We start from the raw sequence: 15338 nt of genomic DNA on the forward strand, positions 1-15338 counted from the left end.
CCCACGATGCGCTGCACTCTGTTCCTTTCGATCGCCCTTGCCCTGCAGGTCACCGCGACGGCTAACGCTGCAGAACCGACCCGGCTTGCCGCCGATGCCATCGCCTCGCAGCCGCTGGACATGGCACTCAACGCGCTGTCGCGCCAGACCGGCCTGCAGTTCGTCTACAACGCGCAGGTGGCGGGGAATCCGCGCACCCCGGCGGTGCCGGCGGGCCTGAGCGCGGAGGCGGCGCTTGACCGCCTGCTGGCCGGCACCGGGCTGCGATACCGCTACCTCAATGCCGGTACGGTCACCATTGAAGCGGCGACGGCGGGCAACGAGCCCGCCTCCGGCGTGGTTGCGCCGATGGCGGCAGCCGAGGCCGGGGCCGCAACACTGCAGGCTTCTGCTGGCGGCGGCGCCGCGCCCGGCGCGCAGAACCTGGAAACCATCCAGGTAACCGGAAGCTACAGCCGCAGCCTGGAACAGGCGGTCGACCTGAAGCGCAACAACATCGGCTTTTCCGACTCCATCGTCGCCACCGACGTGGCCGACTTTCCGGAACAGAACCTGGCCGAAGCGCTGCAGCGCGTTCCCGGCGTGACCATCGAGCGCAGCAAGGGCCTGGGCACCAAGGTCAACGTGCGCGGCTTGCCTTCGGAGTACACGTACGTGTCGATCAACGACCTGGCCACTGCTTCGGGCAGTGGCGGGCGTGACGTGGAATTCGACATGTTCGCCTCGGAGATCATCCAGCAGGTCACGGTGCAGAAGTCGCCCACCGCCGCCGACGAAGAGGGCGGCATCGCCGGCTCGGTGAAGATCACCACCGCGCGACCGTTCGATTACAACGAGCGCAAGCTGGTGCTGTCGGCCGAAGGCGCACACAACAGCATCTCCGAAGAAGTCGACCCGCGCTTCGCCTTCCTGGCCGCCGATACCTGGGGCGACTGGGGCGGCCTGGTGTCGTACTCGCAGTCCAAGCGCACCAACCGTACCGACTCCACCTCGGGCATCAACTTCCGCCCGATGTCGCGCTTCCTGGGGGCGTCCGGCACGCGCGGTACCCAGGCCCAGGCCGTGCTGGCCCGCGACGCCGGGGTGAACATCGTCAACCGCACCGACACCGATGAAACCAATCGGGTTGTCTTCCAGGACAAGGTCGGCGACCGCGTCTACCTCAACGAGCAGGACAAGTGGGGCGCCACCGCGTCGCTGCAGTACAAGCCCAGCAGCAGCTTCAGCCTGACGTTCGATGCGATGCTGGGCGGCTACGATTCGACCGAGGACGAGTACGACGCGGCGGCCTATTCCGCCTCCAGCCGCAGCACCCTCGACACCATCCACGAATACGACGCCAGCACCCTGTCCGAGTACGGCATGGTGGTGCTGCGCGATGTGTCCTACACCGCCACCCAGCACGAGATGCTGAGCAAGGAGCGGATCAACAAGACCGATTACAGCCAGTACAGCGTTGCGCTCGACTGGAAGGGCCAGGACTGGTACATCGATGCCATGGCCGGCTATTCCGGCGCGGAGAAGACCTCGGACTTCTCCAACCTCAAGCACGTCGCCTACGCGCCTTCGCGCACCCGCTGGACCGGCCGCAGCGGCGAAACCATCCCCAGCACGCCGGGCGGCTTCGACATGTACAACGCCTCGGACAAGTACCTGTTCGAAGCCTACGAAACCACGCTGGAGAAGGTGGACGACGACAAGTACGCCGCCCAGGTCAACGTGACCCGCATGCTGGACCTGGCCTTCCTGCCGGCCTTGCGTGACGTGAAGTTCGGGGCGCGCTACACCGACCGCTCCAAGCAGCGCGAGTATGGCGAGCTCAAGATCACCGGGCCGACCGCCGGCAGCAGCGCCTGGGTCAACACCCGCACCCTGGCCGACAGCCCGCTGCAGTGGATCGGCGACATCGTTCCCGGCGGCGACTACACCATCAAGGACCTGGACTGGCAGCAGGTGTCCAACGACTACGCACGCCGCGCCTTCCGCTATGACGGCTTCTACACCCCCTTCGACGCCGGCCAGTTCTACCAGGTCGATGAGAAGGTGACGAGCGTGTACGCGATGGCGGATTTCGCCTTCGATATCGGCCACGTGCCGGTCAACATCAACGCCGGCGCGCGCTATGTCGATACCAGCGTCACCTCGTTCGGCTACCACCCGATCCAGCGGCCCGATGGCAGCACCGGCTACACCGATACCCCGGTGTCCAGGGACGGCAGCTACGACGACCTGCTGCCCAGCTTCAACATGACCGCTGAACTGGCCCAGGGCCTGCTGCTGCGTGCGGCCGCGTCCAAGACCATGATGCGCCCGGCGCTGACCGACATCGCCTACAAGCGTACCGCCAGCTGGAGCTCCTACCGCTTCACCGATGGCAACCCCGAACTGAAGCCCACCTACGCCAAGCAGTGGGAAGTGGGCCTGGAGAAGTACCTGGACAACGGAGCGCTGTTTGCCGCTTCCTACTTCCGCAAGAACATCGACGGCGTGGTGATCAACTCGCTGACCGGCGTGGTCGAGGATGTGGCCGTGTACAACGCCAACGGCACCCTAAACGGCATCTTCGATTTCGACGTGTACCAGCCGGTGAACGCCAAGGGTTCCTACCAGGTAGACGGCGTGGAGCTGGTGGCGCAGCTGCCACTGGGCATGTTCCACCCCATGCTGGAAGGCTTCGGCGTGAATGCCAACTACACCGTGCTGGACAGCTCGCTGGCAGGTGAGTCCGACCTGGGCATCCGCACGCCGATGCCGGGCCTGGCCGAGAAGACCTGGAACCTTACTGCGTACTACGAAAATGACCGGTTCGATGCCCGCGTGTCCTACAACCACAAAGACGAATACGTGGAATCGATCGGCTATGACATGTACCCGATCTGGCGCGATGCCTATGGCCAGATGGATGTGTCGATCGGCTACCGGATCACCGACAACATCAAGGTCAGCCTGAAGGGCATCAACCTGACCAACGAGATCACCAGCGGTTACACCATGGATCCATCCTTCCCGACCATGTACGAAGCCTCGGGCCGCCGCATCAGCCTGGGCCTGCGCGCCGACTTCTGATCATGCAGACACTTCTCCTGCTGGCGCTGCTTGCGGCGCCGGCCACGGCGTCGCCTGCCGAATCTGATGCCGGTCGCGACTGGCAGCCTGGCGACCACCACGTGCACAGCGAATGGAGCGTGGACTGGGACCGCAGCACCACGCCGCCCACGCCGATCCGTGGCGGCGACTCGTCCTACACCCGCAGCCACAACGCTGAACGGGCGCGGCACTTCGGGCTGCGCTGGATGGTGCACACCGACCACGGCGGCCCGGGCCACTCGGCGGTGACCCGCGACCACGCCTATCCGGCGCTGCTGCTGGCCCGGCAGGACGTGCCCGAGGTCATCCAGTTCAACGGCATGGAGTTCGATGTGCCTGCCGGCGAACACGCCTCGCTGGTCATCGCGCCAGGCGCGGGCGAAGCCGAACAGCTGGTGACGATCGAACGCCACTACAGTCGCGGTGAACCACTGGAAGCGGGCAGCCGCGATACCCACCAGCACATGCTGGATGCGTTGGTCCACATGCGCGGGCTGCGTCCGCTGCCGCTGATGCTGATCAACCACCCCTCGCGAACCGCCACCGGGGTGGGGCAGTGGGGCGAAGTGGAGCCCGCTGAACTGAAGGCGTGGCATGCCGCTGCGCCGCAGGTGCTGGTCGGCATGGAAGGCGCGCCCGGGCACCAGGCCACCCGCTCCGAGCGTGGCCTGTACCGGAATGCGGCGGCGCCGACCTTCGGCGGCTTCGATCAGATGACCACGCAGGTCGGCGGCGTCTGGGACCAGATGCTGGCCAACGGTAGCCGCTTCTGGATCACCGCCAGTTCCGATTCTCACGTGAACCAGCGCGACGGGGGGAGCGACTTCGATCCGGGTGAGTACAGCAAGACGTATGTCTGGGCACGCCCGGACGCCGATGACATCCTCGGCGGCGTGCGCGCCGGGCGCATGTTCGCGGTGACCGGCGACCTCATCGACGCATTGGAGCTGACCGTGCAGGCGGCCGATGGCAGCGGTGGGGTGGGGCGCATGGGCGAGGCCGTGACCGTGGCAGCGGGTACGCGGATGCGCGTGCAATTGCGGGTGCGGACGCCGGACAGCGCCAATGCGATCGGGCGACATCCGGCGCTGCGCCAGCTGCAGCTGATCGCCGGCAGTGGCACCGGCCAGGCGCCCAGGATGCAGACCCAGCGCTTTACCGCCAAGGAGTGGAAGCAGGAAGGCCCGTGGTATGAGGTGACGTGGGAGTTGCCGGCGCCACCCGGCGGCGGATTCGTACGTGCACGTGGCAGCAACACGGATGAGCCGACGCCACTGGCCGACATCAAAGGCGAAGATCCCTGGCAGGACCTCTGGTTCCATTCCAACCCGGTGTTCATCGGCAACATCCCACCGCCGTGAACGCCACGACAGGGCACCTGCACGATCCGGTCACGGCCCCCCGCCGAGTCTGGCAGTACCCGATTCCCGCACGGATACCGCCATGACCACGCTCACCCTGCACGACCTGGCCAAGAAGATGGCCGGCATCGACTTCACCATGCTGCAGACCTTCGCCGACAACGGCGAGATCGCCGGCCGCCCGATGAGCAACAACGGTGATGTCGATTACGACGGTGACAGCTGGTTCTTCTCGCTGGACAGCACCGACATGGTGCGCGAGCTGCAGGCCGAGCCCAAGGCCGCGCTGAGCTTCGTCGGCAGCAAGGGCCTGCTCGGCAAGCCGCCGTTGTTCGTGTTCGTGCAGGGCAAGGGCCGGATCATCCGCGACAAGGAAGTGATGCGCGAGCACTGGCAGAAGAGCCTGGAGCGCTGGTTCGAACAGGGTGTGGACACCCCCGGCCTGGTCCTGATCCACGTCCATGCGCACCGCATCCATTACTGGGACGGTGAAGACCAGGGCGAGATCCAGGTCTGAGGTACGCCGGAGATGCCTGCCTCCTCCGGACCGCTGGTCGGCTGCGCAGGCTGGTCCCTTCCGGGCCGCTACGCTGACCTTTTCGGCCCCGGGGAGAGCATGCTCGCGCGCTACGCCACCCGGTTTCCGGTAGTGGAGATCAACTCCTCGTTCTACCGGCCGCACAAACCCGGCACTTACGAGCGTTGGGCTGCCAGTGTGCCGCCCGGCTTCCGCTTCTCGGTCAAGATCCCGCGCACGATCTCCCACGATTCGGCGTTGGTCGGCGTGGGGCCGTTGCTTGACCGCTTCCTCGATGACTCCAGCGCGCTCGGCACCAAGCTGGGTGGCCTGCTGCTGCAGTTGCCGCCTTCATTGGCGTTGGATACCCGCCGTGCCTCGAGCTTCTTCCGCGCACTGCGCAGGCGCAGCGGGGTGCCGCTGGTGTGCGAGCCGCGCCATGCCAGCTGGTTCACCGACACGGCCGATGCGTTGCTGCTGCGCCACGGCGTCTCGCGGCTGGGGGCCGATCCAGCGCGTGTGCCGGCGGCTGCCCAACCGGGCGGTGCACCGACGTGGCGCTATTGGCGATGGCACGGCGCACCGCGCATGTACTACAGCGACTACGACGACGCGGCATTGGACGCGCTGGCCGCGCAGGTGCGTCATGCACGTGGACCCCGCTGGGTCATCTTCGACAACACCGCGCACGGCTTTGCCGTTGCCAACGCCGCGCGCCTGCAGGAGCGGTTGCATGCCTGAAGGTCCTTCCATCGTCATCCTGCGCGAGGCGGCGGCGAAGTTCCGTGGCAAGACCGTGCGCCGTGCGCTGGGCAACAGTTCCCTGGATCTCACCCGCATGGAGGGGCGGCGCGTGATAGCGCTGCACAGCTGGGGCAAACACTTCCTGATCGAGTTCAGCGGCTTCAGCCTGCGCGTGCACATGCTGATGTTCGGCAGCTACCGCATCGACGAACGCAAGCCATCGCCCCCGCGCGTTTCGCTGCAGTTCGACAACGGCGAGCTGAACATCTACGCCTCATCGCTGAAGTACATCGAAGGCAAGCTGGACGAAACCTACGATTGGCGCACCGACGTGATGAACGACGCGTGGGACCCCCGCCTGGCCCGGCGCCGGCTGAAGCAGCAGCCGGACACCCTGATCTGCGATGCACTGCTGGACCAGGAGCTGTTCGCCGGGGTCGGCAACATCATCAAGAACGAAGTGCTGTTCCGCCAGCGGGTGCACCCGGAAAGCACGGTGGGAGCGTTGCCACCGCGGGTACTCGGCCGGGTCATTGCCGACGCCCGCGCCTACAGCTTCCTGTTCCTGGAATGGAAGCGCGCCTTCGAACTGAAAAAGCATTGGCAGATCCATACCAAGCGGACCTGCCCGACCTGCGGCGGTCCGGTTTCCAAGACCTATCCCGGCAAGAGCCGGCGGCGCACCTTCTTCTGTCCCATTTGCCAGACCCGGTACTGAGTGAAGGACGGAAACCGCCCGTCCTGTAGGATGGGTGCGTCCCACGCCGTTTCGCGCGTCCTGCGCGACCCCTTGCGGTCGCCCGCTTCGCTCCCCTTTCGAGCCGTCCGCCACCGGGGTGGGCCGGCTCTCCGTGTTTCATGGAGCGCACATGCCGGGCTATACCACCCGCATTCTCACGGTTGCCGTCAACGGCCACGAGTTCCGTATTCGTGCCCTGAGCGACCTGCAGCAGTTCGCCGATCCCACCGGCCGCGCCGAACGCGCCGGCATCCATTCCTCGCTGTGGAGCCTGTTCGGCCAGGTCTGGCCCGCCGGCCGGGTGCTGGCCGAGACCATGAGCCAGTACGACGTGGCCGGCAAACGCATCCTGGAACTGGGTTGCGGGCTGGGCCTGTCCAGCCTGGTGCTGGCGCATCGTGGTGCCAACGTGGTGGCCAGTGACCACCATCCGCTGGCCGAATCGTTCCTGGCCTACAACGCCGGGCTCAACGACCTGCCGGCCGTGCATTACCGCAACCTGCCCTGGGAAATGCCAGATACGTCACTGGGTCGGTTCGACCTGATCATCGGCAGCGATGTGCTGTACGAGCGGGGCCACGGCGTGCAGATCGCCGCGGTGATGGAGCGCCACGCCAAGCCTACGGCCGAACTGCTGCTGACCGATCCCGGTCGCGGCAACCTCGGCGGCTTCTCGCGCGCCATGGCCCTGCAGGGGTATGAAGCGAGCGAAGAGGGCGGCTTCGGCGAGGATGAAAGCAGTTCGCCAGGGCGCGGACGCCTGCTGCGCTACGCACGCACCGCATAGGGCCAGGTAGGGCGTGGCGCTGCGACGACACAGTCTGCAGATCGTTTGTCGTAGGCTCCGAACCCATGACCAACCCACCGCCTGCCACACCCACCCGCTCCATGATCGTCGCTGGTCTGTCCACCGTGGTGGAGTGGTACGACTTCACCCTGTACCTCTACCTGGCCACGGTGCTGTCGCGGGTGTTCTTCGGCGGGGGCGACAACGCCCTGCTGGCCACCCTGGCCGGCTTCGCGGTGAGCTACCTCATGCGTCCCCTCGGCGCGCTCTGCTTCGGCCACTTCGGTGACCGCTTCGGCCGCCGCTACATGCTGCTGGCCTCCATGGCCCTGATGACGGTGGCGATGCTGGCCACCGCGCTGCTGCCGACCTTCGACAGCATCGGCGCCACCGCCGGCGTGCTGTTGCTGCTGCTCCGCTGCGTCATGGCGTTCTCGGTAGGCGGCGAATACACCGGCGTGGTGGCGTACCTGCTGGAAAGCGCCCCCATCCGCCGGCGCGGGCTGGTGACCTCTCTCGCCTCCGCCGCAAGCGAAGTGGGTGCCCTGCTCGCCGTGGCACTCTCGGCACTGACCGTGGCCCTGCTCAGCAGCGCCCAGCTCGATGGCTGGGGCTGGCGCATTCCCTTCTTCATCGGTGCGGCCCTGGCTGGCGCCATCCTCCTCGCGCGCTCGACCATGCACGAATCGCCCGAATTCGAACGCCAGGTGGCCGCCGGCACGGTACCGACCTCGCCGATCCGCGATACCTGGCGATACCATCGCGGCGCGGTCGCGCGCACCTTCGCCATCTCCGCACTGGGTTCGATCACCTACTACGTGGGCATCACCTACGTGCCAGCGTTTCTCGGCTCGGCCAGTGACATCGGCGAATCCCAGGCACTGTGGCTGTCCACCATCGCCGCCGTCGCCGTGATCGGCGTGACCCCGCTGGTGGGCGCGTTGTCCGACAAGGTGGGGCGACGCCCGGTGTTGATCGGGTTGGCACTGCTGTCAGCGCTGCTGCCGTTGACGATGTTTGGCGTGATGGCCACCGGCAGCGCGGTGCAGATCGCACTGGCCGCCGTGGTGCTGGCCTGCCTGGCCGGCGGCGTCAGCGCCGTCGCCGCGCCGGCCACCGCCGAACAGTTCCCCGGCGAAGGCCGGCTCAGCGGCCTGGCGCTGGGCGTGACCATGGCCACCGCCTTCTTCGGCGGCGCCACCCCGTTGTTGGCCGAACTGCTGGTGCGCCACACCGGCTGGGCGGCAGCGCCCGGGGCGATGATCGCCGCCGTCGCGCTGCTGGTATTGCCCGTTCTGTGGGGCCTGAGGGAAACGCGCCCGACCTGATTGCGCAGCCACGCAGGGCGTGGCTCTACACGGCGCGCGGGGTTACGTGCCGCCTTCGGTGGGTAGTGGCGCTGGAACGTTCAACAATCCACCGGCTGCCACATACGCCGCCAAAGCCTGTCCCTGGCTCAGCAGGTGCCGTTCCATCGTGCGCTCGGCCGCCTCCGCATCGCGCCGGCGGAAACACTCCATCAACTCGCGATGTTCCGCCAGTGACTGCGCCGTACGCCCCGGCGTCAACAGCTGCCGGCCGCGATGCATCTTCAGAATGCGGTGCAGGTCGTGCGTGATCCGGATCAACCACGGATTACCCGCGTAGTGCTGCACCGTCTCATGGATCAAATAGTTGTTGCGGTAGTAGTCGGCAATATTGCCCTCCGCCGCCGCCGCCTCCATGGCCGCATGCAGCGCTTCCAACTGCTCTACCCCCGCATCGTCGATGTGCTTCACCGCCTCATGCGCGCACCGCCCCTCCAGCATCGCCATCACCGGAAACAGCTGGTTGAGATCCTCCAGCGTCAGCCGCGTCACCCGCGCCCCACGCCCCGCATCAATCTGCACCAGCCCCTCGGCCGCCAGCAGCTTCAGCGCCTCGCGCAACGGCGTACGGCTGATGCCCAGCTCCTCGCAAAGCCCCGGCTCATCAATCCACTCCCCAGGCGGCAAGCGGTAGTCATAGATGCGCTCACGCACATGCTCGGCCACCTCTTCATAAAGAGGCGCGCGCTTTTTAGAGGAACGCGGGGCAGGGGCAATAGCCATGAACGAATTGTATTCCTTCTTTCCCATGGCCACCGACACACCGCCAAAGGTGGGTCGGGGCGGGGTTGCGGGGGTGTGAGCCGCATGGATGCGGCGACCAAGCCTACAGGGACGTACTTGCGGCGTCCCCCGCAACCCCGCACCGTCCCGCCAAGCCGCGGAGGCTCTGGCAATGGGCTGTTGCTCTTGATGTTGCTCGCAGCCTTACATCCAACCCGGAACAACAAACAGCAGCCAAGCCAACAGCGGCCCGAATACCACCACCAGCCCGCTGTACACCAGGAACCGGCGGAACAGCGACTCGCGCTCTTCCTTGGCCGCCGATGCCACCACCAGCGCACCGTTGGTCGAGAACGGACTCACATCCACGATCGTCGACGACACCGCCAGCGCGCAGATCACCCCCGCCGCGCCCAGATGCCCCTGCAGCAGGAACGGCACCGCCAACGGAATCGTCGCGCCCAATACCGCCGCCGACGACGCAAACGCCGACACGATCCCGCCCACATAACAGACCAGAAGCGCCCCCAGCAGCGGAATGCCGATGTTCGACACCCCGTTGCCGATGAAGTCCACCGAACCGGCCTTCTCCAGCACCCCCACATACGTCACGACACCGCAGATCAACAGCACCGTCGACCAGCTGATCCCGTCCACCGCACCCTTCTGGCTGGCCGGCGACAACAGCGCCAGCACCACCGCCACCGTGATCGACACCAGTCCCACGTTGAGGTTGTAGATCAACGCCGCCACCCCCAACCCGATCAATCCCACCAGCGTGAACAACCGCTCGCGCGTGATGCCCACCGCTTCCAGCGCGTCAGGATCGTTCGACAACGTCCCGCCGCCCGCCGACACCAGCGCCCCGTGACCCTCGATCGCGAACTGCCGCGACGACGCCTGCGGCCCACCGGCCAGTGCCAGCTCACCGCCGCCCGTCGCCACCGCACCGCGCCGCATCAACGCCACCCCGCCGAACGCGAAGAAACAGATCGTCGCCATCATGAAGTTGAAGCCCAGGCTGGTCAGGAACACCGCCATCTCCGTCACTTCCAGCCCCGCCTTCTGCACCACCCCGTTGGTGATGCTGCCGTACACACTGATCGGCGAGAACCCACCTGCCTGCGCGCCATGGATCACCAGCAGGCCCATCATCAGCGGGTTGATCCTGTACTGCTTCGCAAAGCGCAGTGCCACCGGCCCGATGATCGCCACCGCCGCCGGGCCCAGCGCACCGAATGCAGTCAGTACCGCCGTGACCACGAACATCACCCACGGAATGGCCACGATCCGCCCGCGAACCGCCCGAACCGCCCAGTGCACCAGCAGATCGATCGTGCCGTTCTTCTGCGCGATCGCAAACAGATACGTGATCCCGACAAGGGTCAGGAACAGATCGCCCGGGAAGCCGCCCAGCACCTCCTTGCCCTCCATCCCCACGAAGATGCCGCCGATGATGAAGGCCAGCGCGAAGGCCACCGCACCCATGTTGATCGGCAGGGCAGTGGCGATGATGAACATGATCACCAGACCGATGATCGTTGCAATTTGTGGACTCATGCGCCCTCCCAGACACGTGATTCGCGTACCGCACGGATGGAAACCCGCCATCCACGGGGTGTGGCGTGCTACAGGTGGAGCCAACCGCTCATTGCAGGCGAACCAGTGCGCGTTGCACCCAGTCCGCCGCACCATCCAGGTGCTGGAATTCTTCGACCGCGCGGACCTCGCAGCACGGATAGGCGCTGGCCACCATGCGCGCCAGCGCGGTGCCCGGGCCCAGTTGCAGGAACACCCGCGCACCGCGCTCGAACAGCTGGCGCATCACCTGCGCCCATTCGATCGTCTGCGCCAGCTGCGCCGACAACGTGTGCACATTGCCGGCGTGGTCGCGCACCACGCGCGCATCGATGCCGGCCAGCACCGGCAGGCCCGGTTGCTGCCACGCGACCGCCTCCAGCGCAGCGGCAAAGCGGGGAACTGCCGCCTGCAGCAACGGCGTGTGCGAAGGCACGTGCACCGGCAACGGACGGATATCCGCACCGGCCGCACGCGCTTCCCCGGCCAGCGCTTCCAGGCCCGCCAATCCACCGCCCACGATGAAATGATCATGGCCATTGACGATGGCGATATAGGCGCCATGCACCGCGCACAGCGACTGCACCCGCGTGCGATCCAGTCCCAGCAACGCCTGCATGCCCGCGTCGGCAGGGCTGGCGGCATCCATGTAACGTGCACGATGTGCCGCCAAGGCCAGGCAGGACCGTGTATCGAGAGTGCCGGCAACAGCATGTGCCGCCAGCTCACCGATGCTGTAACCCGCCACCATGCCCGGCACCGGCAGTTCAGTGCGAAGCGCCTGCCAGTGCGCCAGGCTGGCCGCGCACAGCAGCGGCTGCGCCAGCGCGTTCTCGAAACGCGCCTCCGCGCCTGCCGCAGCGAACACATCCTTGCCCAACACCGCACCCACACTGTCAAGCACATCACGCGCCGCCGCGTTGTCGCGCACCCGGTCGAACATCGCCGGGTGCTGCGCGCCTTGGCCGGGGCAGAGCAGTGCGAGGCTCATACCGCCTCCTGCTGCAGCAGGAAAACGCTGCAGGCCAGCAGGTCGGCACTGCCCCCCGGGCTGAGCCGGCGCGCCACGAACGCCTCGCCCAGCTGCTGCAGGCGCGCGCGCCAACCGGCGGCGAAGGCGCCGCCCTCGGCCATGAACGCGGCCGCCTGGGCGCGGGCCCAGTGCAGGCCCTCGGCCCCGCCCCGGTGCAGCAGGTTGATGTCGTCCAGTTCGGCGACCAGTGCCATCAGCGTGTGGCACAGCGCGGCCTCGCGCGGAAGACCTGCCGCCAGCGCATCGCGCAGGGTCGGCAGCGCCAACGTGCGCAACATGGGATACCCCGCGGCTGCCTGTTCGCGCACACCGGCAATGCGGTGCCGGGCGCGCACGCGCTGTCCCGGGCTGTCCGGATCCAGCGGCGCGGCCAGCAGCCCAGGCGACCAGTGCTGGACGCCGAGGCAGACCTGCTCGCCCGACGCCGGCTGCCGCATGCTGCGGCAACGCGCAGCGGCCGCCACCAGCAGTCCAATACTGAAGACCGCACCCCGGTGCGTATTGATTCCGCCGGTGGCGCGCAACATTGCCCCTTCGGCTTGAATACCCAGCGTGCGCAGCGCGGAGAACGGTGCATCCTCCGCGCCGGCCAGCGCGATATCGCGGAAGTAATGGCGCAGCGCAAACAGGCTGCGCAGGAAGGTGCCGGCATCCATGTCGTCATGGCTGCCCGGGTCGAACGGCGTCACCAGCCCCGGCTTCGGCGCCAATGCCAGCTCCGCATGCAGCGCGCCTACCGCCAGCCGCCCCAACTGCGCCGAATCGACGCAAGGCCGCAGAACGTTCGCAACGGCGTTCATCGGGCGACTCCGTAGTGCCACGCCCTGCGTGGCAACCCCGCACACCCGAACAGGTTCGACCGCAACTCCAACCCGGCCCCATCCACCCGCTTCACCAGCACCTGCCGCGACCCACCACCAAACTCGCGCCAGTTCACCGCCCCACCATCGGGCAGGCACAGCTCACCATCCACGCGCCGGCCAAAGCGCAGCTCCCATGCCTGCAGGGCGGCGACCAGCGCGTCAGCATCCTGCGCGGTTTCGACGTCCCACAGCAGGTCGATATCCGACCGCGCATGCACGTACTCCAACCCGGTCAACGCCTGCCAGGCAAACGCCCCGAACACCCGGGCCGGCGCCAGCCGATCCAGCGCCTGCAGCGGTCCGCGCCAGTCGTCCGGCGTGCGCGCGTGCATCCGCACCCCGGCCAGTTCCAGCGGCGCCTGCTGGCGCACGATGTCGCCCAGCTGCACCCGCAGACCCAATCGCTGCTTGCCCTCGGCGGGGGGGAGGGGAATGCCGAGGCGCACGCGGGGATCGGGATCATCGGCAGCGCGGCGCGCCGCCACGGCGGGCCAGCCCTGGGCAAACCACGCCGCCAGGCGCGCGTCATGCGCGGCCACGTCAGCCCGCCAATCGGCGTGCGCCGACAGCCAGACCAGCGTGTGGCGGGCAGGCCGGTCAGGCATCGCCAGCGGCCACCTGTGCAGCCACGCGCGCGGCCAGGGTACGGCCACCACGCTCGGCACCGCGTTGCGCGCGGCGGTCACCTTCTGCCGGCGTGCGCAGCGCGTCCAGCAAAGCCTGCCCCAGATCGCCGTGCCATACCGACTCCACCGCGCCCATCGCAACGTAGTTCTCAACGCCCGGCGCGAACACCGGCGAGCTCTGGCTCAGCGCCTGCAGTTTCTCCAGCGGCTGCTTGGTCACCCGTGCCATCGCGCGCAGGTCCATCACCCGCACCTGCGCATCGGGCAGGGCGTGGATGTGGTCAGCCATCAGCCCGAACGACAGGAAGCCACCGCTGACCGATTCGCCGTACACCAGCGTGACCAGACGCGCGCCGCGGCGACGGGCCAGGTTCAACGTCTGCGCCAGGTGCGCGAAGTAACCATTGATGCCCAGCAGTTCATCGCGGCGCGCCAGTCGTTGGCCGGCGGTATCGACCAGCATCACGATCGGGCGCTGCGGGAACGCAGCGGTGCTCGCCAATACCGTTTCGGCCAACACCAGCGCGTGATCCACGCCCACTTCGATCTTGTCGGTGGTGCCGATCACGGTCACCCCGCCGTCGTCGGTGGTGGCGGTCCCGGTCAGTACCGAATCGGCGACGGCGATGGCATGCCCGCGCGGAAACAGCGCGTCGAGCAGGGTGTTGAGTGGTGCGGTCATGGCAGGCTCCGGTCAGCGGTGGCGGCCAGGAAGTCATCGGTATCCAGCAACGGCAGCCGTTGCGGATCGTCGATGCCGAGCCGTGCCCAGATCTCCACGCCATCGCGGCAATCGCCCCAGGCCTGCGCGCGCGCCTTGAGGGCGGCGTGGCGGGCCTGCAGCGCGGCAAGGGCGGTATCGGTGCCGGTGCTGGCGGCATCCGGCTGCAGGGCATCGAATGCCGCCTGCGCGAACGCCTCGATCGCATCGGGCACCAGCACCTGGGCCTGGTCGATCAGGTAGCGGTGCTTGCCGCCGGTGACCCGCCAGACCAGTGCGCGGTCGCGCGCATCGAACTCTTCCACGCCGCGCACTGTTTCGATCACCTCCGGACCGGACAGCGACAGCCGGCCTTCCTCGGACATGATCACCGTGGTGCAGCAGCGGGCCACGATGCCCATGCCCCCGAACGCGCCGTTGCCGCTGCCGATCAGCGCCAACACCGGTACCCCGGCGGCGCGCGTTGCGAGCACCGCGCGCATGATTTCGGAAATGGCGATCAGCCCGGCGTTGGCCTCGTGCAGGCGCACGCCGCCGGTATCGAGCAGCAGCAGCACGCCCTCGGGGCGGGTCTGACCAGCGCGTTGCAGCAGGCCGGTGAGCTTGGCGCCGTGCACTTCGCCCACGCCGCCCCCCATGAACTGGCCCTGCTGTGCGGCCACCAGCACGCGCCTGCCGCGCAGCTGGCCTTCGCCCACCACGATGCCGTCGTCGAACGCGGCGGGCTGGTCCAGCTGGGCCAGGTGCGGACTGATCGCGCGCTGTGCAGGCCCGAGCAGTTCCTTGAACGAGCCGGTATCCAGCACGCCGGCGATGCGCTCGCGCGCGTCGGCTTCGTAATAGCTGTGGCGGTGGGCCAGGCTCATGCGCTGTCTCCGGCATGCAGGGTTTCCACCGCCTGGTCCAGCCGCAGGCTGACCACGGCGGGGGTGGCGCCGGCGTCGTTGATCGACACCTGCACATCGCGCAGCGGGTGGCGGCGGGCGAAATCGGTGATCACCGCTTCCCAGATCGTGCCGAAACCGCGCGCGGCGGTGATGATGCGCACCGCCATCGCGCCGTCCAGCGCGGCAGGCTCCAGCAGGACTTCCAGGTTGCCCGAGGCCAGCACGCCGACCAGCACCGCATCGGTGGGGAAGTGCACGGGCTGGGTGCCGGTGAAACGGTAGTCGAGGGTTTCCATGGCAGGTTC

General features: G+C 67.6%; 15 protein-coding genes. 7 read left to right on the forward strand and 8 right to left on the reverse strand.

Annotation, left to right across the window (positions count from 1 at the left end; genetic code table 11):
* Positions 1-6 precede the first annotated feature (6 nt).
* From KVS69_RS02885 to KVS69_RS02915, 7 genes are all read left to right on the forward strand, one after another.
* Entirely contained in the window at positions 7-3066 is a 3060-nt protein-coding gene (locus KVS69_RS02885) for a TonB-dependent receptor (RefSeq protein ID WP_217536762.1), read from the forward strand.
* A gap of 2 nt (positions 3067-3068) precedes the next feature.
* Positions 3069-4448, forward strand: coding sequence for a hypothetical protein (locus KVS69_RS02890; RefSeq protein ID WP_217536765.1), 1380 nt, complete (start codon positions 3069-3071; stop codon positions 4446-4448).
* 82 nt (positions 4449-4530) lie between these two features.
* Complete coding sequence (locus tag KVS69_RS02895) at positions 4531-4965, forward strand: pyridoxamine 5'-phosphate oxidase family protein (protein WP_093533219.1); 435 nt, start codon at positions 4531-4533, stop codon at positions 4963-4965.
* Positions 4966-4977: 12 nt separating this feature from the next.
* On the forward strand, positions 4978-5706 hold the full coding sequence (locus KVS69_RS02900; RefSeq protein WP_184125250.1) for a DUF72 domain-containing protein: 729 nt from the start codon (positions 4978-4980) through the stop codon (positions 5704-5706).
* Positions 5699-6427 (forward strand): DNA-formamidopyrimidine glycosylase family protein, encoded by a 729-nt coding sequence (locus KVS69_RS02905; protein ID WP_217536768.1) that lies wholly within the window; start codon positions 5699-5701, stop codon positions 6425-6427. The genes KVS69_RS02900 and KVS69_RS02905 overlap by 8 nt, the downstream gene beginning before the upstream one ends.
* Before the next feature lie 151 nt (positions 6428-6578).
* Positions 6579-7235: a methyltransferase domain-containing protein gene (locus tag KVS69_RS02910; protein WP_217536771.1), complete on the forward strand. Its 657-nt coding sequence runs from the start codon at positions 6579-6581 to the stop codon at positions 7233-7235.
* 65 nt (positions 7236-7300) lie between these two features.
* On the forward strand, positions 7301-8563 hold the full coding sequence (locus KVS69_RS02915; protein WP_254621998.1) for an MFS transporter: 1263 nt from the start codon (positions 7301-7303) through the stop codon (positions 8561-8563).
* Positions 8564-8605: 42 nt separating this feature from the next.
* Here the strand turns inward: KVS69_RS02915 and KVS69_RS02920 are convergent, their stop codons facing one another.
* The 8 genes from KVS69_RS02920 to mdcC form a co-directional block, all read right to left on the reverse strand.
* Positions 8606-9325 carry a GntR family transcriptional regulator gene (locus tag KVS69_RS02920; protein ID WP_217536911.1) on the reverse strand — a complete coding sequence of 240 codons (720 nt, stop codon included), beginning with the start codon at positions 9323-9325 and terminating at the stop codon, positions 8606-8608.
* Positions 9326-9529: 204 nt separating this feature from the next.
* A complete protein-coding gene (locus KVS69_RS02925) occupies positions 9530-10885 on the reverse strand; it encodes an SLC13 family permease (protein WP_217536774.1) in 1356 nt (451 codons plus the stop codon).
* An 88-nt stretch (positions 10886-10973) separates the two neighbouring features.
* The gene (gene mdcH / locus KVS69_RS02930; protein WP_217536778.1) at positions 10974-11894 is read right to left on the reverse strand and encodes a malonate decarboxylase subunit epsilon; all 921 of its coding nucleotides are present in this window, start codon (positions 11892-11894) and stop codon (positions 10974-10976) included.
* Positions 11891-12736, reverse strand: a complete 846-nt coding sequence (mdcB, locus tag KVS69_RS02935; RefSeq protein ID WP_217536781.1) for a triphosphoribosyl-dephospho-CoA synthase MdcB — start codon at positions 12734-12736, stop codon at positions 11891-11893. Before mdcB ends, mdcH begins: the two co-directional genes overlap by 4 nt.
* The gene (gene mdcG, locus KVS69_RS02940; RefSeq protein WP_217536784.1) at positions 12733-13404 is read right to left on the reverse strand and encodes a malonate decarboxylase holo-[acyl-carrier-protein] synthase; all 672 of its coding nucleotides are present in this window, start codon (positions 13402-13404) and stop codon (positions 12733-12735) included. Before mdcG ends, mdcB begins: the two co-directional genes overlap by 4 nt.
* A complete protein-coding gene (gene mdcE, locus KVS69_RS02945; protein ID WP_217536786.1) occupies positions 13397-14107 on the reverse strand; it encodes a biotin-independent malonate decarboxylase subunit gamma in 711 nt (236 codons plus the stop codon). The genes mdcG and mdcE overlap by 8 nt, the downstream gene beginning before the upstream one ends.
* A complete protein-coding gene (locus tag KVS69_RS02950) occupies positions 14104-15012 on the reverse strand; it encodes a biotin-independent malonate decarboxylase subunit beta (RefSeq protein ID WP_210131671.1) in 909 nt (302 codons plus the stop codon). The genes mdcE and KVS69_RS02950 overlap by 4 nt, the downstream gene beginning before the upstream one ends.
* The gene (gene mdcC / locus KVS69_RS02955; RefSeq protein WP_217536790.1) at positions 15009-15329 is read right to left on the reverse strand and encodes a malonate decarboxylase acyl carrier protein; all 321 of its coding nucleotides are present in this window, start codon (positions 15327-15329) and stop codon (positions 15009-15011) included. Before mdcC ends, KVS69_RS02950 begins: the two co-directional genes overlap by 4 nt.
* Between the last annotated feature and the right edge of the window lie 9 nt (positions 15330-15338).

Source organism: Stenotrophomonas sp. GbtcB23 (assembly GCF_019091045.1).
Lineage (GTDB): Bacteria > Pseudomonadota > Gammaproteobacteria > Xanthomonadales > Xanthomonadaceae > Stenotrophomonas > Stenotrophomonas rhizophila_A.